General features: G+C 60.0%; 20 protein-coding genes and 1 tRNA gene. All 21 read right to left on the reverse strand.

What is annotated here, in order from left to right; genetic code table 11:
* Window position 1 precedes the first annotated feature (1 nt).
* Window positions 2-421, reverse strand: coding sequence for a rhodanese-like domain-containing protein (locus SHEL_RS09505; RefSeq protein WP_012799058.1), 420 nt, complete (start codon window positions 419-421; stop codon window positions 2-4).
* 18 nt (window positions 422-439) lie between these two features.
* Complete coding sequence (locus SHEL_RS09510) at window positions 440-1,027, reverse strand: metallophosphoesterase family protein (protein ID WP_012799059.1); 588 nt, start codon at window positions 1,025-1,027, stop codon at window positions 440-442.
* A gap of 101 nt (window positions 1,028-1,128) precedes the next feature.
* Window positions 1,129-1,599, reverse strand: a complete 471-nt coding sequence (gene rlmH / locus SHEL_RS09515) for a 23S rRNA (pseudouridine(1915)-N(3))-methyltransferase RlmH (protein ID WP_012799060.1) — start codon at window positions 1,597-1,599, stop codon at window positions 1,129-1,131.
* Between the two features lie 117 nt (window positions 1,600-1,716).
* On the reverse strand, window positions 1,717-2,262 hold the full coding sequence (locus SHEL_RS09520) for an NYN domain-containing protein (protein WP_012799061.1): 546 nt from the start codon (window positions 2,260-2,262) through the stop codon (window positions 1,717-1,719).
* 9 nt (window positions 2,263-2,271) lie between these two features.
* Entirely contained in the window at window positions 2,272-3,042 is a 771-nt protein-coding gene (gene rlmB, locus SHEL_RS09525; RefSeq protein ID WP_012799062.1) for a 23S rRNA (guanosine(2251)-2'-O)-methyltransferase RlmB, read from the reverse strand.
* Window positions 3,043-3,091: 49 nt separating this feature from the next.
* Complete coding sequence (gene cysS / locus SHEL_RS09530) at window positions 3,092-4,588, reverse strand: cysteine--tRNA ligase (RefSeq protein ID WP_012799063.1); 1,497 nt, start codon at window positions 4,586-4,588, stop codon at window positions 3,092-3,094.
* A 160-nt stretch (window positions 4,589-4,748) separates the two neighbouring features.
* Window positions 4,749-5,243, reverse strand: a complete 495-nt coding sequence (gene ispF / locus SHEL_RS09535; RefSeq protein ID WP_012799064.1) for a 2-C-methyl-D-erythritol 2,4-cyclodiphosphate synthase — start codon at window positions 5,241-5,243, stop codon at window positions 4,749-4,751.
* Between the two features lie 3 nt (window positions 5,244-5,246).
* Window positions 5,247-6,116: a 2-C-methyl-D-erythritol 4-phosphate cytidylyltransferase gene (gene ispD, locus SHEL_RS09540; RefSeq protein WP_012799065.1), complete on the reverse strand. Its 870-nt coding sequence runs from the start codon at window positions 6,114-6,116 to the stop codon at window positions 5,247-5,249.
* 121 nt (window positions 6,117-6,237) lie between these two features.
* Window positions 6,238-8,835 carry an ATP-dependent Clp protease ATP-binding subunit gene (locus tag SHEL_RS09545; protein WP_012799066.1) on the reverse strand — a complete coding sequence of 866 codons (2,598 nt, stop codon included), beginning with the start codon at window positions 8,833-8,835 and terminating at the stop codon, window positions 6,238-6,240.
* Window positions 8,836-9,107: 272 nt separating this feature from the next.
* Complete coding sequence (lysS, locus tag SHEL_RS09550) at window positions 9,108-10,607, reverse strand: lysine--tRNA ligase (RefSeq protein WP_012799067.1); 1,500 nt, start codon at window positions 10,605-10,607, stop codon at window positions 9,108-9,110.
* A gap of 41 nt (window positions 10,608-10,648) precedes the next feature.
* Entirely contained in the window at window positions 10,649-11,116 is a 468-nt protein-coding gene (gene greA / locus SHEL_RS09555) for a transcription elongation factor GreA (protein ID WP_012799068.1), read from the reverse strand.
* 106 nt (window positions 11,117-11,222) lie between these two features.
* Window positions 11,223-11,477, reverse strand: coding sequence for a twin-arginine translocase TatA/TatE family subunit (tatA, locus tag SHEL_RS09560; protein WP_012799069.1), 255 nt, complete (start codon window positions 11,475-11,477; stop codon window positions 11,223-11,225).
* 68 nt (window positions 11,478-11,545) lie between these two features.
* Window positions 11,546-11,622: transfer RNA gene (locus SHEL_RS09565), tRNA-Pro, on the reverse strand.
* A gap of 72 nt (window positions 11,623-11,694) precedes the next feature.
* Entirely contained in the window at window positions 11,695-13,086 is a 1,392-nt protein-coding gene (locus tag SHEL_RS09570; protein WP_041422549.1) for a C40 family peptidase, read from the reverse strand.
* 315 nt (window positions 13,087-13,401) lie between these two features.
* Window positions 13,402-14,061 (reverse strand): corrinoid protein, encoded by a 660-nt coding sequence (locus SHEL_RS09575; protein ID WP_012799071.1) that lies wholly within the window; start codon window positions 14,059-14,061, stop codon window positions 13,402-13,404.
* An 84-nt stretch (window positions 14,062-14,145) separates the two neighbouring features.
* Window positions 14,146-15,267 carry a uroporphyrinogen decarboxylase family protein gene (locus tag SHEL_RS09580; protein ID WP_012799072.1) on the reverse strand — a complete coding sequence of 374 codons (1,122 nt, stop codon included), beginning with the start codon at window positions 15,265-15,267 and terminating at the stop codon, window positions 14,146-14,148.
* A 300-nt stretch (window positions 15,268-15,567) separates the two neighbouring features.
* Complete coding sequence (locus SHEL_RS09585; protein ID WP_012799073.1) at window positions 15,568-16,659, reverse strand: uroporphyrinogen decarboxylase family protein; 1,092 nt, start codon at window positions 16,657-16,659, stop codon at window positions 15,568-15,570.
* Window positions 16,660-16,779: 120 nt separating this feature from the next.
* Complete coding sequence (locus SHEL_RS09590) at window positions 16,780-17,616, reverse strand: MetQ/NlpA family ABC transporter substrate-binding protein (protein WP_012799074.1); 837 nt, start codon at window positions 17,614-17,616, stop codon at window positions 16,780-16,782.
* Between the two features lie 113 nt (window positions 17,617-17,729).
* Entirely contained in the window at window positions 17,730-18,398 is a 669-nt protein-coding gene (locus SHEL_RS09595; protein ID WP_012799075.1) for a methionine ABC transporter permease, read from the reverse strand.
* A gap of 3 nt (window positions 18,399-18,401) precedes the next feature.
* On the reverse strand, window positions 18,402-19,415 hold the full coding sequence (locus SHEL_RS09600; RefSeq protein WP_012799076.1) for a methionine ABC transporter ATP-binding protein: 1,014 nt from the start codon (window positions 19,413-19,415) through the stop codon (window positions 18,402-18,404).
* A 393-nt stretch (window positions 19,416-19,808) separates the two neighbouring features.
* Window positions 19,809-21,044, reverse strand: a complete 1,236-nt coding sequence (locus SHEL_RS09605) for a coiled-coil domain-containing protein (RefSeq protein WP_012799077.1) — start codon at window positions 21,042-21,044, stop codon at window positions 19,809-19,811.
* Window positions 21,045-21,189 lie beyond the last annotated feature (145 nt).

The following is a 21,189-nucleotide window of genomic DNA, read 5'->3' on the forward strand; positions in this document are numbered from 1 at the left end:
TTTAGCGATGATGGCCGCAGCCGCAATCGCAGCCGTCGCCATGGTCATGGCGGTGCTCCGGCGCGGGGGAAACTTCCAGGTCGGCACCCCAGTCGTTGATGGAGCCGGCATCGTACACGTTTGCGTAGCCGATGGCTTCCATATGGATGCATGCCTTGGAGCTGTCCTCCCCGTCCGAGCCGTACAGCACGATGGCGGAGGCGTCGTCGGCAAACTCCATGCCTTTCAGGTTGGCGATGGCGTCAAGACCGCGTTCGGATAGCGCCTCGTCGTAGAGGCAGTCGCAAATCTCGTCCGCGGGCATGCATCCGGCCGACGGTATGTGCCCCGTCGCGAAATCCTCGCGGGAGCGCACGTCCACCAAAATGAAATGGGGATCGCCGTTGAGCAGGTCCTCCACATCTGCCATGGATATCTGCATGTCAGGTCCTTTCGAATGTTAGGAACGTGTGAGCTCGATCAGGCCGATGTTCTCCACCGACCCGTCGTTCACCAGGATCTTCATTACACATCGGTAGCTCGAGCCCCGCGGATACGTGCACGAGCCCGGGCACACGATGTAATCGGCGGGGGCCGCTTCGGCACCGCGTTTGATTTCCGGAATATGGGTATGCCCGTGAACCGCCACCGTCGTCGTGCCGTCAGGCAGCTTCAGCGGCTTCATCTTGGCACGCTCTTTTGCCGGCAATCCTTCGATAAGCGCGTTCGTGTTCGCCCGCGATGCCGCGCCGCGAATGAACATCTGCAGGTCGCGCGGTATATGGGCTACCATGAAACGAACCTTGTCCAGCGTAATCGTTGCATATTGCTCCACCGACGAGCCGTATTGCCCGTACCAGTCGTTGTTGCCCAGAACCGCCGTCACCGGAGCAAGGGCGCGAAGCTCCTCGAGTATGCCGGAATCTCCGATGTCTCCGGCGTGGATGATGTGGTCGCAGTCGGCCAGCTCGGCATAGGCCTGCTGGGGCAGCCGACCATGGGTGTCAGAAAGGATTCCAACCAGCACTTCGTCTCCGTCCGTCGTCATATCTCGCCCTCAGCATGCCAGAACTGCACCACGCAGAGGGCTACATGGCGCATTCCCCGTACAAAGAACGCAACACCGCTCCGACGGACGGATGGCGCCTGCTATTTGTGGTAAGGCTCGCCGCGGCTGATTTTGAAGGCGCGGTATATCTGCTCAAGCAGCACGACCCTGGCCAGATTATGAGGGAGCGTGATCCTTCCGAAGGACAGGCGCTCGTTGGCTGCGGATTTCACGCTGTCGCTTACGCCGTTCGATCCGCCGACCACGAACGTGATGTCGCTCACGCCACCCAACTTGATGGCGTCGATGCGCGCAGCTATGCCATCGCTCGAGAATTCCTTGCCGTCGATGTCCAGCAAGATGACATGAGAGCGTTCGGGCAGTGCCTCCAGAATGGATTTGCCCTCCTGCTTCAGGGCGTTCTCGTCGCCGCCGCATTTTTTCGGGTCGAGGTCAGGCACCTCATGGACGGTCACCTTCGCATAGCCCTTCAATCGCTTCAGATACTCGTCGCAAGCGTCGCGCCAGTACTTCTCCTTCAGCTTGCCGACGGCGATGATCTCAATTTTCATGGCAGGTCCCCAATCTACCGCTGCGCGACGTGATCGATTGCCGTCCGCATCGAAAGCAGGTTGGCGCGACACTCCCCTCTCGCAGTCCATGATAACGATAATGTTGGAAAATATCCATTACAGCCGATCGCGCAAGGCCTTCAGTTTCGCTGCGGTATCGGCGGAAACGCGCTCCATGACCGTGTTCTTGACCGAGACCTGCGGCTGTTTGCCCAGGTCGAAATCGCGGTCGTTGAGCTCCGCCGCCCGGCCGAAGCCGTTGGCGCTCATGCGGTCCACACCGAAACCGAACACCGTGTTCTGAATGGTGGCATCAGACGTGACCACCATGGTCTCGATGCCCTTTTCGCGCGCTTCGCGGCTCAGTTTCTCGATAAGCTTGTCGGCGCTGCTGCCCAAGGTCGAGAACATGATGCGCACGCCAGCTACCCGTTCCCCCTCGTCTCCCGGAGGCTCATGGTTGCCGTCGAACACGATGATGGCCTCCGCGTCGCCGCCGGCATACATGACCACGTCGTTGATGAGAGCTTCCCGGGCACGGTTGTAGGCGTCATGGTCGTAGTCGGGATTCGGAGCCGCATCGCTGATGTTGCGGTAACGGTCGCCGCTGCGCAGGACGTTGTACCCGTCGACTATCAGGAGCTTCTTGCGAGTTTTTGCCACGTTAAACGCCTACTCGGTCTTCTCGGCGACGTTGTTCGTCACCTGGCGAAGCCACTCGTACATGACGGCCGTGGACGCCTGCGCCACATTGAGGGAGCCGACCATGCCGGCCTGGGGCAGCTTGACCAGAAAGTCACAGCTTTCTAGCGTTAGGCGGGAAATTCCTTCTTGCTCGTTGCCCATAACCAGGGCGATCTTGCCGTAAAGCGGAGCTTCCCACACCGTATGCTGGGCATGTTCGGACGCGCCGGCGACCCAGAACCCCGCCTTCTTCAAACGGTCCAGAGCGCCGGTGAGGTTGGCCACCTGCGCCACGGGCAGGTGGTTGATAGCCCCCGCCGAGCTCTTGTAAGTCGCCGCAGTCACCTGCGCGCTGCGCTTGTTCGGGATGATGAGACCGCTGGCGCCCACCACTTCCGCGGAACGAGCAATGGCGCCCAAATTGCCCGCGTCGGTAATGTGATCCAGCACGATGACCAGCGCCGCATTGTTGTTTTCCTTGGCATGGTCGGCCGATGCCTTCACGATGTCCGTCATGCTGGCGTACTTGAACGGCAGCGCCTCGGCCATGACGCCCTGGTGGCTGCCGCGCTCGCTTTTCGCATCCAGCTCTTTGCGGGACACGCGTTTGACAGGCACGTTGTACTTGTTCGCCTTGCGCAGGATGTCAGCAACCTGGCCGTCGCGCTTCAGGTTGTCTGCCATCAACACGCACCTCAGAGGCATCTGAGCACGCAGCGCCTCGATGACCGGGTGTTTTCCTTCGATATAATCTGCCATGTACGGTTCTTTCTGCCATCAGGCGCCCGAAGGCGCCCGGAATTGTCGTTTACTGCTTGTAGGAGACCTTGGCGCCCTGCGGCGTATCTTCGATAACGAAGCCCAGGTCGTTCAGGCCGTTGCGAACGCCGTCGGCCACAGCCCAGTTCTTTTCCTTGCGGGCCTGGGCACGTGCGGCAAGCAGCGCCTCCACCGCCTCGGCGGCGTCAGAGCCTGCATAACCCGCCACATCGCGGGCCAGGTCGATGACCTCGGCGGGATATTCCTCACCCGCGGCCTTCTCGACCGAGATTCCGAAAACGCCCATGAGGTCCACGACCGTATCGCGGACCGCCTTGATGCGGGATGCATCCTCGGCGTTAAGGGTGGCGTTGCCCAAGGCGGCGTTGGCGTCGTTCACGAAGGTGAAGATGCACCCGAGCGCGCCCGCCGTATTGAAGTCGTCGTCCATAGCCTCGACGAAGCCCGCACGGACCGCCTCGATGCCCTGCTCGAAAGAGTAGTCGCCTGACAGCGGCTGGGCATTGCCGTCGGGGTTGGACACGAGCCAATCCATGCGCTCCACGAAGTTGACGATGCGCTCCAGCGATGCCGCTGCTTCGGCCACACGCTCCTCGTTGAAGTCCAAGGGGCTGCGGTAATGGGCGCGCGCCATGAACATGCGGAGCACCGACGGCTCCACGGTTTTCAGGATATCGCGCAGCAGCAGGAAGTTGCCCAGACTCTTGGACATCTTCTCACCGTTGATGTTGAGCATGCCGCCATGCATCCAATGGTTGGAGAAGGCCACGCCGTATGCCGCTTCAGACTGGGCGATTTCGTTCTCATGGTGCGGGAAGGCCAGATCGGCGCCGCCGCCGTGGATGTCCAGGGGCAGCCCCAGGTATTTACGGCTCATGGCCGAGCATTCGATGTGCCAGCCAGGACGGCCTTCGCCCCAAGGCGACGGCCAGCTGGGCTCGCCGGGCTTGGCCGCCTTCCATACGGCGAAGTCCAGCGGGTCGCGCTTGCGGTCCTCCAGACCCTGTCCGTCGGCGCGCAGTTCGCGGTGGCCGCCTTCGAGCTCATCGATGTTGCGATGGGACAGTTTGCCGTATTCCGGGAAGGAGCGGACGCTGAAGTACACGTCGCCTTCCACCTCGTAGGCGTGGCCGCGCTCGATCAGCGTGCTGACCAGCTCGATCATGGAATCGATTTCTTCGGTGGCTTTCGGGCGCACGTCTGGATCGAGCACGCCCATGGCACGCATGTCCTCGATGAAGGCATCGGTGTATTCCGTTGCCACCTCCGCGGCGCTTCGGCCCTCTTCGTTGGCTTTCTTGATGATCTTGTCGTCGACGTCGGTCACGTTCTGCACGAACGTGACGTCGAAGCCGCGCCACATGAGGTAGCGGCGGATGATGTCGAAGCTGATGAACGTACGGGCGTTGCCGATGTGGATATAGTTGTACACGGTGGGACCGCATACGTACATATGGATGACGCCCTCCTGATTGGGGACGAAGTCAAGCTTCTGGTGCGCTTGGGTATCGTACAGCCTTATCACAGCTGCTCCTTTCGGGATTGAACAAGTTCGACCGTTCAGTATACCCGACCCGACATGCGGCCGATAGCCGTGCGCCTCAAAGCCACGGAATTTGCAGGTCGCAACCCCGGGCCGGCTGACGGCCCGAACGAACCTGCCTCAATTGTTTCGTCGGGGAGCGTTATTTTCGCACGAGCAGCGCCACGGCCTGGGCAGACATGCCCTCGCCACGGCCCTCGAACCCCAGGTGTTCCGTTGTGGTGGCCTTCACGCCTACATTGTCCACCGGAATGCCCATGGCATCGGCGAGATTCGCGCGCATCTGCTCGCGGTAAGGGGAAAGTTTCGGCGCCTGTGCCGAAATCACACTGTCCACGTCCAGAATCTCGAAGCCCATCTCGCGGACGACCTCGGCAGCACGGGCAAGAAGCACCATGGAGTCGGCGCCCTTGAAAGCGGGGTCGTTGTCGGGAAACAGCTTGCCGATGTCGCCGGCACGGGCGGCTCCCAGCACGGCATCCGCAATGGCATGGGCCAGCACGTCGGCGTCGGAATGACCGTCAAGGCCGCGTTCGTAAGGAATATCCACGCCGCCGATGATCAGTTTGCGGCCTTCCGCCAACGCATGGACGTCGAATCCCAAACCGATGCGTATCGCTGCAGGATTGAACTCCATGGCCTATTCCCCCTCATGCTTCGACCGGCTGCTCTTCTCCACGACGGCGGACAGCACGGCATAGTCCTCGGGCACGGTCAGTTTGATGTTGTCACGAGTGCCCTTCACCACCAGAACCTTGCCGCCCAAGCGTTCGATAAGCGCCGAGTCGTCGGTGCCGATAAACCCGTCGCGCAGTGCCGAGGCGTGGGCGCGGCGGTAGATGTTTGAGCGGAACACCTGCGGCGTCTGGGCGTTCCAGAAGGCCTTGCGGTCGGGCGTGCCCACGATGACATTATCGCTGGAAACCACCTTGAGGGTGTCGATGGCCGGCGTGGCCACGATGGCGCCTTCGGCATCGATGGTGCCCTTGAGCATGTTGATGGTATGGCTGATGAGCTCCGGCGCGATAAGCGGCCGGGCGCCGTCATGCAACGCTACGAACTCGTACTCGCTGGGCGTGGCCTCAAGGCCGTTGAAGGCGCTTTCCTGACGGGTGTCGCCTGCCACTGCCATGGCGATAGGCGTGGCGAACGAGTATGGGTCGACAGCCTGGGCCCAGTATTCCTGCATACGGTCTTCGGGGCAGACCACGACGATCAGCCCCACATCGTCCACGGCGTCGAACGCCGCAATGGACCAGGACAGCATGGGGCAGCCGACAATCTTCACCAACTGCTTGCCAGTGTCACGGCCGAAGCGGTGCCCGTAGCCGCCCGCGAGGATGATGGCGGCCACATGCGGCTTGCGGCTCACCTTGCCCATATGGGCCAATGGCGAAACGAAGGCCTTTTCGGTATCGAGAGGGCCGTCTTCCTCCTGTGGCATGATCAAAGCTGACGGTGCGAACACCGGGTCGATGGAATAATCGATGATTTCTCGCCTGTCGGACACGTCGTTCTCCTTGCGTGAATGGTTCGTGCACGAATGCATTATACCCATATACGACAACGCGCCGGCCGATTTGGCCGACGCGTTTAGAGAAAGTACGTCTTTGCGGATTCGAACGAATGCGTTAGTCCGCAGCGCCCGCTCCGTCGCCGGAGCCGCCCTTAGGCGCAACACCGGCATGCGACAAGTCGAATTCCGGCAGCAACGAATCCGCTTCGCGGGCGATGCTGTCGCGCTTGCGCTTCTCGGGAATGACGCCTTCGCCGGCGGTGAACACCAGCTCGTCGTCCTTCACGTCAACGTCGATGACCGAACCGGCCTTCCAGGTGCCGTCCAGAATCTGCTCCGAAATCGGGTCCTCCAGCAAGCGCTGGATGGCGCGACGCAGCGGACGGGCGCCCATGGCCACGTCGGTGCCTTCGTCGGCGATGAACTTGGACGCCGCAGGCGTCAGGTTGATGGTCATATCCTGCTCGATCAGGCGGTCGCGCAGGTCGGCCACCATGAGGTCGACAATCTGCAGAATCTGCTCGGGCGTCAGGCTCTTGAAGACGATGATCTCGTCCAGACGGTTGAGGAACTCAGGACGGAACAGCTTCTTCAGCTCGGACATGACTCGGCTGTTGATTTCCTTGTCGGACAGGCCCTTCTGCGATTCGGGAGCGAATCCCAAAGGCGCGGTCTGGGCGATGTCGCGGGCACCCACGTTGGACGTCATGATGACGATTGTGTTGCGGAAGTCCACAGAACGACCCTGGGAGTCCGTCAAGCGACCCTCTTCGAGAATCTGCAGCAGGATGTTGAACACGTCCGGATGCGCCTTCTCGATTTCGTCGAACAGCAGCACCGAGTACGGGCGCTGACGCACAGCCTTGGTAAGCTGGCCGCCCTCGTCGAAGCCCACGTAGCCCGGAGGCGAACCCACCAGACGGCTGACGGAGTGCTTCTCCATGTATTCCGACATGTCGAAGGACACGAGCGCCTCTTCGGAGTTGAACAGGAACTCGGCCAGCGCCTTGGACAGTTCGGTCTTGCCCACGCCCGAGGGGCCCAGGAAGATGAACGATCCGGCGGGACGGCGGGGGTCCTTAAGTCCGCTACGGCTGCGGCGGATGGCCTTGGACAGGGCCGTGACGGCCTCGTCCTGACCGATGATGCGCTCGTGAAGCACTTCTTCCATACGCAGCAGCTTGGAGGTTTCGGCCTCGGTCAGGTTGCTGACAGGAACGCCCGTGGACATGCTGATGATATCGGCGATATCCTTCTCGCCCACCTCGGTGATGGTACGGTCGGCCTCTTCAGCGGCCTTCTTCATGACCTCTTCGCGCTTCTCCTGAAGCTCCTTCTCCTTGTCGCGCAGGCGTGCAGCCTCCTCGTACTCCTGCTTGCTGACGGCGGACTCGCGGTCGTTGCGGACCTTGCGGATTTCGTCGTCGAGCTCGCGGACCTCGTCAGGCAGCGTGCGGTTGCGAATGCGCGCGCGGGCGCCGGCCTCGTCCAGCACGTCGATGGCCTTATCGGGCAGGAAGCGGTCCTGGACATAGCGCATGGACATGGTGACGGCAGCGTGCAGCGCCTCATCCGTGAAGTGGACGTGGTGGTGTGCCTCGTACCGGTCGCGCAGACCCTCGAGAATGCGGATGGTCTGCTCCTCGGTGGGCTCGTTGACCATGACGGTCTGGAAACGACGCTCCAGCGCGGAATCCTTCTCGAGGTGCTTGCGGTACTCCTCGATAGTGGTTGCGCCGATGACCTGAATCTCGCCGCGGGACAGCGGCGGCTTCAAAATAGCGGCAGCGTCGATGGAGCCCTCTGCAGAACCAGCGCCGATGATGGTGTGCATCTCGTCGATGAACAGGATGACGTCCTTGGACTTGATGACCTCTTTGATGACCTTCTTCAGGCGCTCCTCGAACTCGCCGCGGTATTTGGAGCCCGCAACCAGAGCGGACACGTCCAGCGTGATGATGCGCTTGTCGGCGATGATGTCAGGCACCTGGCCGGCAACCACAAGTTCGGCAAGGCCTTCGACCACTGCGGTCTTGCCTACGCCGGGCTCGCCGATGAGCAGCGGGTTGTTCTTCTGGCGGCGCGACAGCACCTGCAAAACGCGCTCGATCTCGGCAGAACGACCGATGACCGGGTCGAGCAGGCCCTTCTTGGCTTTGGCGGTCAGGTCGGTGCCGAATTCGTCCAACATGCTGGATTCGTTGGCCGACTCACCCGTGCCGAAGAACGGCATGCCCGAAGCCACAGGCGATGGCTTACCCACCAGATCGTTGAGCGCCGCTCGCAGGTCATCGAGGTTGACGTCCATGCGCTTAAGCACGTCGACGGCACCGCCCTCGCCTTCGCGGATAACGCCGAGCAAAAGGTGCTCGGTGGAAATGAGGCCCTGCCCCATCTGCAGCGCTTCGCGCAGCGCCTGCTCAAGAATGCGCTTCACACGAGGAGAGAAATAGAGGTGCGTGGTACCGCTTTCCGCCTGGTCGGCAGACTGATCGGACGCTTCGCCTTTCTTCATCTCGGCAACCACGTCGCGGGCCTTGTCGTAAGTCACCCCCACCTGCGACAACGCCTGAGAAGCCATGCCTTCGGTCTCCTTCGCAAGACCCAGGATGAGGTATTCGCTGCCCACGCAAGGCGTGTCGAAGCTGCGAGCCTCCTCCTGTGCCAAAGCGAGGACGTGGCGTGCCCTCTCAGTGAATTTCTCCAATGGCATAATCGATTCCTTCCGATTGGACCCGGTCGCAATCCGGGTATGGTTTTTTACGTTTCGCATAGTAATGCATTCGCGGCTGCATACCTGCGGCAACCCCCATCTGTTACGTTTCTGAGAACTTCTATGTGCTTATAGTTCAAATAATCTATTAATCTGGCACTAAAGTTTTCTTATGCGAGGATTTGACGGGATTCGGCCGCGGATACACCGCGCGGCGACAGGCCCGAAAGCGCTGCCGCCGCACAGGATGCGTTTCTATGAGAGTGGTTCCCCTATGCCTCGGGGCGCATATGCGGGAACAACAGGACGTCGCGGATGGTCGCGGAATCCGTGAGCAACATGACCAATCGGTCAATGCCCAATCCCACGCCGCCTGCCGGCGGCATGCCGTATTCAAGCGCTCGGATGTAGTCCTCGTCGTAGCCCATGGCCTCCTCGTCACCCTGGACCTTGGCCTGCATCTGGGCGGCGAAACGTTCGCGCTGGTCCACCGGGTCGTTGAGCTCGGTGAACGCATTGGCGTACTCATGTCCGCAGATGAACAGCTCGAAGCGGGCGGTCAGCTCGGGGTTGTCAGGCAGCTTGCTGGCCAACGGGGAGATTTCCAGCGGATGCTCTGTGACGAAGATGGGCTGGATCAGATGGTCCTCGACGTAGGCTTCGAAGATCTCGGAAATGATCTTGCCCTTGCCCCAGGCGTCTTCCACATGGGCCCCGCCGCGTTCAGCGATGGCGGCCAGCTCCTCACGGGTGCGATCGAAGCTGACTTCCTCCCCGGCATATTCGGTGGCCAGGTCACACATGGTGCGGCTCTCCCATTCACCGGAGAGGTCGACAGCCTGACCCTGGTATTCGATCTGCAGCGTACCGCATGCCTCCTGCGCGGCAAACTGAATCATGCCTTGGGTAAGCTCTTTCATGCCGTCCAGGTCGGAATAGGCCTGATACGCCTCGATGGTGGTGAACTCGGGGTTGTGGTACGGGTCCATGCCTTCGTTGCGGAAGATGCGGCCCATCTCGTAGACGCGCTCGAAACCGCCCACCAGCAGGCGCTTCAGCGGAAGCTCCGTGGCGATGCGCAGGTAGAAGTCGATGTCAAGGGCGTTGTGGTGGGTCACGAAGGGCTTGGCGTTGGCACCGCCCATGATGGAATGCAGCATGGGGGTTTCCACAGCATAGAAGCCCTGGCCTTCCATATAACGGCGAATGGCCGCCAGAATCTTGAAGCGCTTCTCGAAGGTCTCGCGCACGTCGGGGTTCATGACCAGGTCGACATAACGCTGGCGGTAGCGGGTTTCCTTATCCGCCAGGCCGTGGAATTTCTCAGGCAGCGGACGGATGCTCTTGGAGAGCAGACGCACCTCGGTAGGCGACACAGATAGCTGGCCGCGACGCGTGCGGATGACGGTGCCTTCGGCACCGACCCAATCGCCCACATCGAGGTTCTTGACCTCTTCGTAGGCCTCTTCGCCCAACACGTTGATGCGGCAGAACAGCTGGATGTCTGCCGTGGCGTCACGCACGACGACGAAGGCAATCTTGCCCTGATTGCGGATGGCCATGATGCGGCCGGCCACCTTTACCACGTCTTCGGTGACTGCCCCGTCTTCCAGATCTGCGTACTTCTCTTCCAGTTCGGCCACGTGATGCGTGTAGTCAAAGCGAGAACCGTAGGGGTTCTTCCCTGCGTCGATAAGCGCCTGACGCTTGTTGAGGCGAACCTCGATGGGATCGTCCTCGATTGCTTCGGGCTGGATGTTTTCTTCAGTCATTACGCGTGTCTCTTTTCAAACAGCAAACGGGTGCGCATCGATTAATGCTCGATGTTGAGCACCGTGATTTCAATCTTGCGGCCAGTGGGGCCTTCGGTGGTGAGCTGATCGCCCTTCTTGCTGCCCAGCAGAACGGAGCCGACGGGGCTGTCGTTGGAGATCTTGCCCTCGGCGGCATTTGCCTCGGCGCCACCGACGATGGTGAAGACGCGCTCGCGTCCGCCCATGTCCACGGTGACGGTGCTGCCGACGGTTACGCGGTTGGAGCGCTTGGGCGCCTCCACAACCGTGGCGTTGGCCAAGATATCGTTGATCTGAGCGATGCGGACCTCGAGCATGCCCTGCTCGTTTTTGGCATCGTCGTACTCGGAGTTCTCGGAAATGTCACCGAACTCGCGGGCGATCTTAATGCGCTCTCCAACCTCAGCACGCTTCTCGTTCTCGAGGTAGAGAAGCTCCGCCTCGAGCTTCTCCTTGCCTTCGGGGGTCAAAACGTAATCATTGGCCATTTGAAAACTCCTCTATGCAAAAACGGCACGCGGGCAGTGCACGCGTGCTTCCAATAAAAAAGACATGCCGAGAAGTATCGGCATGTCTAATCTGTACAAGTAACCGCTACTCCTCAGTGTCGGCCGAGGACGTGGAAGCGGCAGCCTTCTTCTTTTTGCGAACCGGCTTCTCTTCAACCTCTGCTTCAACCTCATCCTCAGTGGCTTCCTTTTCGGCTCCGCCGCTGATGCCTTCACGCAGATTCTTGACCGTACGGCCAAGTGCGTTACCAAGCTTCGGAAGGTTCTTGGGACCGAAGATAAGCAGAGCAACGGCCAAGATGATGAGAAGCTCAGGAACACCCAAACCAAAAATCTTCATTCAATCCTCCATAATCTGCTGGTATCTCGGTACGCGAGATTCCTTAGACATAGCCGTGCGAGAAAAGATGGTCGGGACGACAGGATTTGAACCTGCGGCCTCTGCGTCCCGAACGCAGCGCTCTACCAAACTGAGCCACGTCCCGACATGCTCGCAAACAGCGATGGATATGTTAACACAAATGCTTCAGAGGGCAAGAAAATGATTCGGCTCCAAATTAATACCATCTTAATGCCGCAACCCACGGGTTCCACGACGCCGTGCTGCTGTAGGACACGACATCGCCCGGCACCGGCGCATGGATGTAGCTCGAACCTCCCCTGTTGGCGGCGATTCCGACATGTCCGCTGGTCCAAAGCACGTCTCCTGTCTGGGCTTGGCTTGGCAACCCCACCCATTGGGCATTGGCATACTGGGATGCGGACGTGCGTCCGATCCAGATGCCGGCGCCCACCGACCAGCAGTAGCTGGTAAGGCCGGAGCAGTCGAAACCCACGCCAGGCTCGCTGGCGCCGAACACATAATCAACACCAAGCTGGCTTTGGGCAACGGCCAAAATGGCCGATCCGTAGTTGTTCGCGCCGCCCGATCCGCCCGAATATGATGGTGTGGTGACATTGCTTCCGGAAGAGCTGGAAGAGCCCGAAGATCCCGACGAGCCTGACGAGCTGCCCGATGAACTTGACGAAGACGAACTCGACCTGGAACTTGAGCTGGAACTCGAGCTTGAACTTGAGCCGGAACCGGAGCCGGAGCTGGAGCTTGAGCCTCCGGACGAAGACGCACCACTCGATCCCGAAGAGCCGCTGGACGTGTCCTCCTCGGCTGAGGATCCTCCGTCGGATTCGGACCCTTCGTCAACGGACGCATCCGACCCGCCGTCCCCCTCTTCAGGGGCTTCTGCAGGCTGTTCCTCCCCCGCTGCCGGCATGTCGGTCTCGTCGACCATGTCGGCTGCCGCTGCGGCGGCTGCGGCAGCGGCGGCCTGTTCCTGCGCGATAAGCTCCGCCACCTCGGCGTCAAGAGCGTTGACCTCGGCCTGGTATTGCACGACCAGCGACTCGGCGTGCTCGCGAGCCTCATCGGCCTCAGTAAGCGCCACCTCCGCCTCGTCGGCGTGGTGCTGGTACGTTTCCTTCTGAATCTCGTTCTCGACTCGAAGCGACTTCGTCTCGATGACCAGATTCGCGTCCTGCTGGTTCATGGAGTTCAGTGCATCCCAGTTCTTTATGAACTCGTCATACGTGGCCGAACCTAGCACGATGTCCAAAAACGTCGTGCGGTCGGACGTGTACATGTCATGGGCGCGCTGGGCCAACCGGCGTTGCAGGTCGGCAATCCTGGCGTTGTTGTCGTCGATTTTCTGCTGGGTCTCATCCATGCCTGCGACAGCGGCGTCATAGTCTTCGAGCGCCTGGTTGTACGCGTCCGAAGCCTGGCCGAGTTCGATCATCATGGTATTGAGTTTTTCCCGAGCGGCATCTGCCTGGGCCTGCAGGTCAGCAGACGTTACCGCAAATGCATCCTTCGGAAGCGTGATGGCCACACCGAATGCAGCTGCTCCTCCGAAGAAGGCTCGTCTCGTCAATGGTGCGTTTAGAGTGTTCATAAACGAAGCCCCTTCGTATTCACTTGTCAACCCCAAAACGGAGTTCTAGTAAGCATACCAAACTCGAAGGAGAAATGCCAACTCGCCCGCATGAGACGTAGGCGCTGCGCCCGCCATTCGCCTCCCCTGAAGCGAAAACACCCCGATGAAGGGCGTTCGGCAGCGGGTTTTCCGGTTCTTTCCAATCCGCCTGACAAGCTAGACGAACACCCGCATCGGACAGCAAACCGCCGGAACGTGCCCTTCAGCACGCCCCGGCGGCTCAATAGCGATTATGGATGTCGATCAGACCAAAGCCCGATCGTACGCACGGCACTAGGCCATGCCGACCAGTTCCTTGGCCATCTTGACGGCCTCGACGGCGTTGCGGGAGTATCCTTCCGCACCGATTTCGTCTGCGAACCTGCGGGAAACGGGGCTTCCGCCGACCATGACCTTCACCTTGTCGCGGATGCCGGCCTCTTCCAGTTTCTTCACGACCTCACCCATGCCGCCCATGGTGGTCGTCATGAGGGTGGACATGGCAATAATGTCGGCGTCGACCTCCTTGGCCTTGGTGACGAAATCGTCCAGCGGAACGTCGCGGCCCAGGTCGTAGATTTCGAAGCCAGCGGTTTCCAGCATGATCTTGACCAGGTTCTTGCCGATGTCATGTGTGTCGCCTTCGACCACGCCGATGACCACCTTCTTGCGCTGACCGTCAGCCTCTTCAGACTTCAGGTGCGGACGCAGGACGTCGAGGCCCGCATACAGCGCGTCCGAGCACAGCAGCACGTCGGTAACGAAGTATTCCTCCTCGTCGTACAGCTCACTAGCCCTGTTCATACCTGCGACCAGGCCTTCCATGATGCCATCGTAGGCATCGTAGCCGGCTTCCAGGTATTCGTTGCACACATCGACGACCTCTTCGTCCTCCATCTCGACGACGCAGTCGTACATTTTCTGAATCAGCTCTTCTTTGCTTGCGGCCACCATAGCCTCCTGTAATCGTACTTGTCACGTTCTGTCTCTACACCGCCCGCTCTTCAGGCGGTCGTTCTGCATACATATGGCAAGGCCCTACAACTGGCCTTCCATTCCCTTGGGCATGCATCCCTTGCGGGCGCCGCGTCCGTAGGTGCGGGCCGCGTAGATGAACGCCATGAAGTTTTCACGCGGGGTTCCGATGGGCACCTGGCAGCCGGTTCCGAGGTTGTAGCCAAGCGGGCTTTCGGCACCTTGGCGAATGCATTTCTTGCACGACTCGATAACGTCATCAATGGAGCCCTTCAGCATGACGTCCACGGGAGGCACATTGCCGACCAGCGCGAACTTGTCACCCATGCGGTCCTTGGCTTCAGCGAGGCTCTCGCGGTTGTCGACGCTGAAGCTCGCAACCTTCAAGTTGGCCATGTCGTCCCACAAGGGGTTGGTCTTGCCGCAAATGTGCAAGCCGGGTTTGCGGCCCAACGCCTTGGTCAGACCCTCGATGAGCTTCTCCTGCGCGGGCATCGAGAATTCGAGATACTGCTTGCGGCTGAGGATGTCGGCGCAGCTTACCGGGTCGCAGATGGTGCATGGGCCGCCGCCGAACTCCTTGGCGAACATCTCCGCCCATGCCACGGAATGGTACACCGCGAAATCCAGCAGGTCGCGCACCGCCTGCGGATGCTTGCGTGTGTCGCGCAGCAGGCGCTCGATAGGCATGATGGTCGAAGCCACCGTGAAGGGACCCGCGACAGACGTTCCGATGCCCATCTCGGGGAACTCGTCCTTAAGGATGCGTCCGCGCTCGAGTATGGCCTGATATACCGGGCTTGTGTACGGATCGACGGACAGAACCTTGTCGAGGTCGGCAAGCGTCTGTATCGCATGCGTCTCGACTCGGTCGATGCCCACCTCGGGGAAGAACATCTTCGTTCCGACCGCCTGGCCGACCGTGCGCAAGCGCTGGCCCGCGGCCAGACCCACGATGCCGAACTCGTCGCGCCGACGTTTGATGACGTCGATGTGCACTTTGGGGTCGTTACGCCACTGAGCGGTAGTGTATCCGAACAGGTCGGCCATGGCCTCTTCGTTACTCTGGATGGAGAACGGGATGTAATCCGCCTCCTCGCCGGAAGCATACGCCGCAGCGCGTTCCCCTTGGGTCATTTCATCTTTGTAATCGTAGAACAGCTTCTCGAGCTCTGCACGATCCATATCGGCTCCTCGTTCCGTATAGTGCGTTTACCGAGCAGATGCGTTCCGCCACGCGCGGGACGCAGGCCCCCTAATCGGCAAACAGCGCCGAAAAGCCAAGGCTCTCGACGCATCGAAGTCATATGCAGAAAGATGTTTTGCGAATAGCGCCAACCTTGCGGCCGCCTGTGCAGAATGCAGCCACAGAGCCACCGCCCGCAAGCAGAATGGGCGGCGTTGGCGATTGACGGCCTTCATTATAATACGAAGAGCCCCCGCGCAGACCAACGGGTTGAATCAATTCGGTTCTGTGGGCCCTTTTCATGCGCTTTGCAATCCTTGCGGCATGCACCCCTTTCGTGCACCCCGCCCATAGGTTGCCGCAGCATTCATGAACGCAATCATGTTATCCAAAGAGGTTCCCACAGGCGTCGTGCAACCCGGGCACAGGGTGAAACCCCGCGGGTTGTCTGCCGCCTGCTCGATGCAATCGCGAACTGATGCGGCGATAGCCTCCTGCGTTCCGTTGCGAAGGACATCAACCGGCGCAACGTTGCCGGAAATGCCGATACTGCTTCCGTGGGCGTTCTTCAGGTCGCACAGGCTTTCGCAGTTGTCTACCCAGAAACCGCTGATGCCGCATTCCACAACCTCGCTCCAGCGGTCGTTCGTATGCCCACAGATATGCAGCGAGGGCACGTTCTGGAATTCGCTCATACGTTCGACGCATTGGCGCAGGTAAGGCACGAAAAACTCGTTGAACTGCCGTTTCGACACCAAGTCTTTGGACGCCACGGGTTCCGAAAGCGAGAATCCGATGCCGAGAATCTCATGCAAATCGCGGCAGCATTCCACCACGCAGTCGGTGGCGTACTGCATCAGACGATGCACGCCTTCCGGGTCTTTGCGGGTGGCCTTCAGGAACCGCTCCACGCCGTAAAGCGTTGCCGCCGTAGTGAAGGGACCGGCCAGGCCGCTTCCCATGGTACGCACATCGCCGTACTTGTCTTGCAGGCGCTGGAACGCCTCGATAATAATGGGAAGCCGACCGTCCTTGCGCACGTCGACGTGGGGCCGCCCCTCTACCTCGTCCAAAGACTTAAGAGCCGGCTCTTCCACATACGAAACGCTGGTTTCAGGATATGCCAGCTTGCAGCCGAGCGCCTCCGGCACCGTACGAAGCCCCAGGCCCATGCCAAGGTTATCCGCACCTGTACTGTCGGCCAAAAACGACTCGATCCGCACCATGATATCGGCCGAGAAATAGTAGTCGCAGATGGGTATGCCCAACAGATGCAAACAACCGGTCTCCCCCGCGCTCAATGTCGTTGGAATGCGGTCCACCTCTTCGCCGCGGGCATACGCCGCCAGGCGCTCTTTCGGCGTCATTTCCATCTGGATGAGCTCAAGCATCTTCTACCTACGCTTCTGTTTCTGCATACACCCAAGCGTGCCCTTCGGGATTCACCCCAAGGGCACGCCTTGTTCTTTCATCAGGTTATCCTGCTCGTAAAGGGCAGGCCTTCCGTGTTTTTACTGCCACATGGGCACCATGGTGCCCTGCTTCTCCTCGGCGAAGTAGGTGGCCAAGTCGTCGCACTGAACGGCCTCGGCCAGCGTTTTGGCCCACTCGGCATCTGCATCCTCTGGACGAACGACGAAGCCCACAGCATAGGTCTCGGCGTCATCGGAGGCTGCGATATAGGAGGAAGCGTCCATGCCGGCATTCACGATGTGCGCAGCAGCCAGGCAGATGGCGTCGACGTCAGCCATGGACTGGGGAAGCACCTGCATCTCGGCCTCGATGAACTTGAAGCCGCGGGGGTTCAAGTCATCGGTGATGTCATAGATGCTGGGAACTTCGACATCGGCGGGCAGGGAAATCAGACCCAGGGACTCCAAAAGATGCAGGCCGCGGTCCTGGTTCGTGGTGTCGTTGCACATGCCGAAGGTTGCGCCGTCGGGAATCTCATCGACCGATTTATGGGTGGAAGAGTACATGGCGAACAGAGGCGCTGCAGTCTTGGGCTGGATCATCACGAATTCCGTGCCGTTCTCGGCGTTGTAAGACTGCATGTAGGGCTCATGCTGGTACCAGTTGCAGTCGATGCTGCCTTCGGCCAGAGCCACGTCGGGCTGGACGGAGTCGTCGAACAGAACATAGGAGGGATTCAGGCCGGTAGCCTTGATCTCGTCCTCCACGACCAGGTACTGGTCGATGCCGTCGGAGCGCAGGCCGATAACGACGTCAGTCTTTTCGGCGGCAGCTTCGCCACCCGCTGAGCCGCAGCCTGTCATAAAGCTGCCCATGGCCACAGAGCCAGCGGCGGCAAAGCTGAGGCCGACGAACTTCCTGCGAGAAATGTCCATGATGGTACTTCCTTTCGTTGCTTGTCCCTCGCTTGCCCATGAGAGACCTTGTGCCCCCTTCCCCACTAGGAAGGGCATGAACGGGATCCTTTGCCCCGGTTTCACCGATAGAGTTACTTCAGCCTGCGGTAGATCCATTCGCCGAAGTACTGGATGAAGGCGACCAGGATGATGAGCACCACGCAGATGGTGTACATGACCTGGTCGTTGAAGTTCTGGTAGCCGTAGGTCAGGGCAATGGCGCCCAGGCCGCCCGCACCCACAGCGCCCGCCATGGCGGTGCAGCCGAGCAGGTTGATGATGGCCAGGATCAGGCCCGACACGATGGCCGGCACCGACTCCTTGAGCATGACGGACACGATGATCTGCAGGCGGGACGCGCCGAAGGACTGGGCGGCCTCGATGAGGGCCGGGTCCACCTCTTTCAATGCGTTCTGGATGATGCGCCCGATGAAGGGCGACGCCGCGATGGTCAGCGGCACGATGGCAGCGGCCTCGCCGATCGACGATCCTACAATCAGTCGTGTCAGCGGGATGATGGACACGATGAGGATGATGAACGGGAACGAGCGGACGATGTTCACGATGACGTCGAGGATGCGGTTGACCACGACGTTCTCGCACAGGCCGCCCTTCTCGGTGACGACAAGCACGACGCCGATGATGAAGCCGAAAATCGTAGCCAGAATGCCCGAGATGAACACCATGCGCACAGTTGCGGCAAAAGCCGGGATCACAAGGATCGTTACGATGTCGTAGAAGGTGAAATTCGCAAGAGACATGGGTTATTCGCCTTCCCTTCCGTCGATGATTTCGGACGCTTCATCATGTATCTCTATCTCATGCCATTCGAGATCGCGCGCGTTCAAATACTGACTGACCGCTGGCATATGTTCGTCATCCACATTGATGGTGAACATGCCCACGTTCTGTCCGCGGTAATCCAGGATCTGGCCGTCGAGGATCGGGAACACGTAGCCCAGGTCGAACGCCATCTGGTTCAGCAGCTTGCCGTCTTCGGGAGTCTGCACCAGATGGGAGATGCGCAGGTTGTGCCCGTCGCTCGGCAGGGTCTGGCGCTCGTCGCCCAAAAGCCGCAGCAGCGAGTCGGGGCGGTCGAAGAAGATGTCCTCCACGGGGCCCTCCGCCGTGATGACGCCGTGCTCCAGGATGCAGGCGCGCTGGCAGGCCTTGCGCACGACCTCCATCTGGTGCGTCACGATGATGATGGTGATGCCCGTCTTCCTGTTGATCTCGAGCAGCAGATCCAGGATAGAGTTGGTGGTCTTGGGGTCGAGCGCCGAGGTGGCCTCGTCGCACAGGAGATACTTGGTCTCCATGGTGAGGGCGCGGGCGATGGCGACGCGCTGCTTCTGTCCGCCGGAGAGGTTGCGGGGCTTGGCGTCCTTCTTGTCCGCCAGGCCAACGAGCTCGAGCAGCTCCATCACCTTCGCGTGCTGCTCCTCCTTCGGATACTTCCAGCACTTCATGGGCAAGGCAACATTGTCGTAGACCGTCGCGCGCTCCAGAAGCGAGAACTGCTGGAAGATCATGCCTGCATGACGGCGGAGCTCGCGGAGCTCTTTGGGGCTCATGTCCTTGACCTCGCGGCCGTCCACCTTGATGCTGCCCTCCTGATAGGAGGTTAGGCCGTTGATGCAGCGGAGCAGCGTTGACTTGCCGGCACCGCTTCGGCCGACGAGGGCGTACACGTCGCCGTCGCCGATGGTGATGTTGATGTCCTTAAGGGTGACGGTCCCGTCGTCCCACACCTTCTTAAGGTTCTTGATTTCAATCACAAAGCTACCTCCGCAATCCGATGAAAACCGCAGCAAACCAAGACCCACGTTCAGGGTCGACTCGCATATATATTGGTTAGGCAGAATAAACAGCAGGGCACGATACGCAAGCGCAGACGTGCCCCTTAGGGCATATAAAGCAGATGCCTACGGCCTGGCAGAAGGCCGTAGATTTTATATGATCATCATGATAATAAAACTCAACCCATTGTCAACGGGTAAGAGTCATATGGGTTTATACTCTTTATCAAAGCATCTCGCGATATATATTTCCGATTTTATATTATCGGTTCTTCATACAAGTGTTGAACTTCGGTTTCTGCAATCGCAGGCTTTTGTCGTGCAGAAAAAAAAAGAAAGCCCGCCGAAGCGGGCTTTCTTAAAACCATCGTACTACCAGCGAAGTGCGCAGTAGAACAGGCTGTAGCTGCCGTACTTGACGCAGCTGCCGGGTGCCTCGGCGTGGATGTAGGATCCGCCGCCCGAAGAGGCGCAGATGCCCACGTGGCCGCCAGTGTACAGAACGTCACCGGGCTCTGCCTGAGACAGAGGCAGAATGTAGTTCGCGCAGCCGTACTGAGCGCTGGAGGAGTGCGGAATGCTGTAGCCGTAGCAGTAGCTGGTCAGGCCGGAGCAGTCGAAGCCGACACCGGGCTCGGAAGCGCCCCAGATGTAGGGCACGCCCAGCTGGCCTTCGGCCAAGGCGACCGCACCGTAGTTTGCCGATCCGCCGGAGCTGTAGCTGGAAGAAGTGTCTTCCTCGTAGCCATCGCCCGTATCCTCGGAATAATCGTCACTCGAAGAGTCGTCGTAAGTCTCGCCGCCCGTATCGCTGTCGGTGTCCGCGGGGGCTTCGTTATTGGCGGGCGCCTCGGATCCACCGCCGTTGTTCGAAGGGGCAGCGGCTGCGGCAGCTGCCGCTGCGGCAGCTTCTTCAGCCTGCTTCTTGGCGAGCTCTTCAGCCTGGCGCTTGGCCTCGGCTTCAGCCGCGGCCTGGCGCTCCTTCTCTACCAGCTCGGCAACCTCGGCATCGAGAGCGTTGACTTCGGCCTCGTACTGGGTAACCAGCTCCTGGGCCTCGGCCTCGATAGCCTGAGCTTCGTCCATCTTTTCCTGGGCAATCTCGGCCTGAGCTTCGTACTCGGCCTTTTGCGTCTCGTTGTCCTCGCGCAGAACCTTGGTCTGGGCGACCAAGTCGGCGTCCTGCTGGTTCATGGCGTCGAGGGCGTCCCAGTTCTTCAGGAAGTCGTCAAACGTGTTGGAACCGAGGATGACATCCAGAATCGTCGTGCGGCCGTTGCGATACATGTCGCGGGCGCGGCCACCCAAGCGCTCCTGCAGGTCAGCGATTTCAGCATTGTTCTCATCGATGCGCACCTGGGCCTCGTCCATGGCGGCCACAGCGTCATCATGCTCGACCATAGCCTCGTAATAGGCGTCGGAAGCTTCTTCCAGCTTCGTCATCATGTCGTCGAGCTTAACACGGACAGCGTCGGCCTCGGCCTGAACGTCGGCAGAGGTGCGCTCTTCGTCAGCCAAAGCAGGCAGCGGGGACGCCAAAGCGACGCCAAATGCAGCTGCACCGCCAAGAAATGCCCGTCTGGAAAACTGTGTTTTCGTAATCGTCACAACAATCTCCTTATGGTCATGTGGCGCATAATTGCGCCGTACGGTTCTCAAGGGTAACAAACCTCTTCCCCTTGCTCAAACCAATGCACGGTATCAACAAACACTTTCCTCAAAAGGTCGCTGTTTCTGCATAATTCCACTACAT

Source organism: Slackia heliotrinireducens DSM 20476 (assembly GCF_000023885.1).
Classification (GTDB): Bacteria; Actinomycetota; Coriobacteriia; order Coriobacteriales; family Eggerthellaceae; genus Slackia; species Slackia heliotrinireducens.

What these genes read in the sequence shown, in the direction of transcription:
- ispF (WP_012799064.1), bottom strand. Translation starts at nt 5,243, where the DNA reads ATGGAGTTCAATCCTGCAGCGATACGCATCGGTTTGGGATTCGACGTC.
- SHEL_RS09580 (WP_012799072.1), bottom strand. Translation starts at nt 15,267, where the DNA reads ATGGATCGTGCAGAGCTCGAGAAGCTGTTCTACGATTACAAAGATGAA.
- SHEL_RS09545 (WP_012799066.1), bottom strand. Translation starts at nt 8,835, where the DNA reads ATGCCATTGGAGAAATTCACTGAGAGGGCACGCCACGTCCTCGCTTTG.
- SHEL_RS09575 (WP_012799071.1), bottom strand. Translation starts at nt 14,061, where the DNA reads ATGGTGGCCGCAAGCAAAGAAGAGCTGATTCAGAAAATGTACGACTGC.
- SHEL_RS09505 (WP_012799058.1), bottom strand. Translation starts at nt 421, where the DNA reads ATGCAGATATCCATGGCAGATGTGGAGGACCTGCTCAACGGCGATCCC.
- lysS (WP_012799067.1), bottom strand. Translation starts at nt 10,607, where the DNA reads ATGACTGAAGAAAACATCCAGCCCGAAGCAATCGAGGACGATCCCATC.
- greA (WP_012799068.1), bottom strand. Translation starts at nt 11,116, where the DNA reads ATGGCCAATGATTACGTTTTGACCCCCGAAGGCAAGGAGAAGCTCGAG.
- rlmH (WP_012799060.1), bottom strand. Translation starts at nt 1,599, where the DNA reads ATGAAAATTGAGATCATCGCCGTCGGCAAGCTGAAGGAGAAGTACTGG.
- SHEL_RS09585 (WP_012799073.1), bottom strand. Translation starts at nt 16,659, where the DNA reads ATGCTTGAGCTCATCCAGATGGAAATGACGCCGAAAGAGCGCCTGGCG.
- SHEL_RS09590 (WP_012799074.1), bottom strand. Translation starts at nt 17,616, where the DNA reads ATGGACATTTCTCGCAGGAAGTTCGTCGGCCTCAGCTTTGCCGCCGCT.
- SHEL_RS09595 (WP_012799075.1), bottom strand. Translation starts at nt 18,398, where the DNA reads ATGTCTCTTGCGAATTTCACCTTCTACGACATCGTAACGATCCTTGTG.
- tatA (WP_012799069.1), bottom strand. Translation starts at nt 11,477, where the DNA reads ATGAAGATTTTTGGTTTGGGTGTTCCTGAGCTTCTCATCATCTTGGCC.
- SHEL_RS09570 (WP_041422549.1), bottom strand. Translation starts at nt 13,086, where the DNA reads ATGAACACTCTAAACGCACCATTGACGAGACGAGCCTTCTTCGGAGGA.
- SHEL_RS09510 (WP_012799059.1), bottom strand. Translation starts at nt 1,027, where the DNA reads ATGACGACGGACGGAGACGAAGTGCTGGTTGGAATCCTTTCTGACACC.
- rlmB (WP_012799062.1), bottom strand. Translation starts at nt 3,042, where the DNA reads ATGGCAGATTATATCGAAGGAAAACACCCGGTCATCGAGGCGCTGCGT.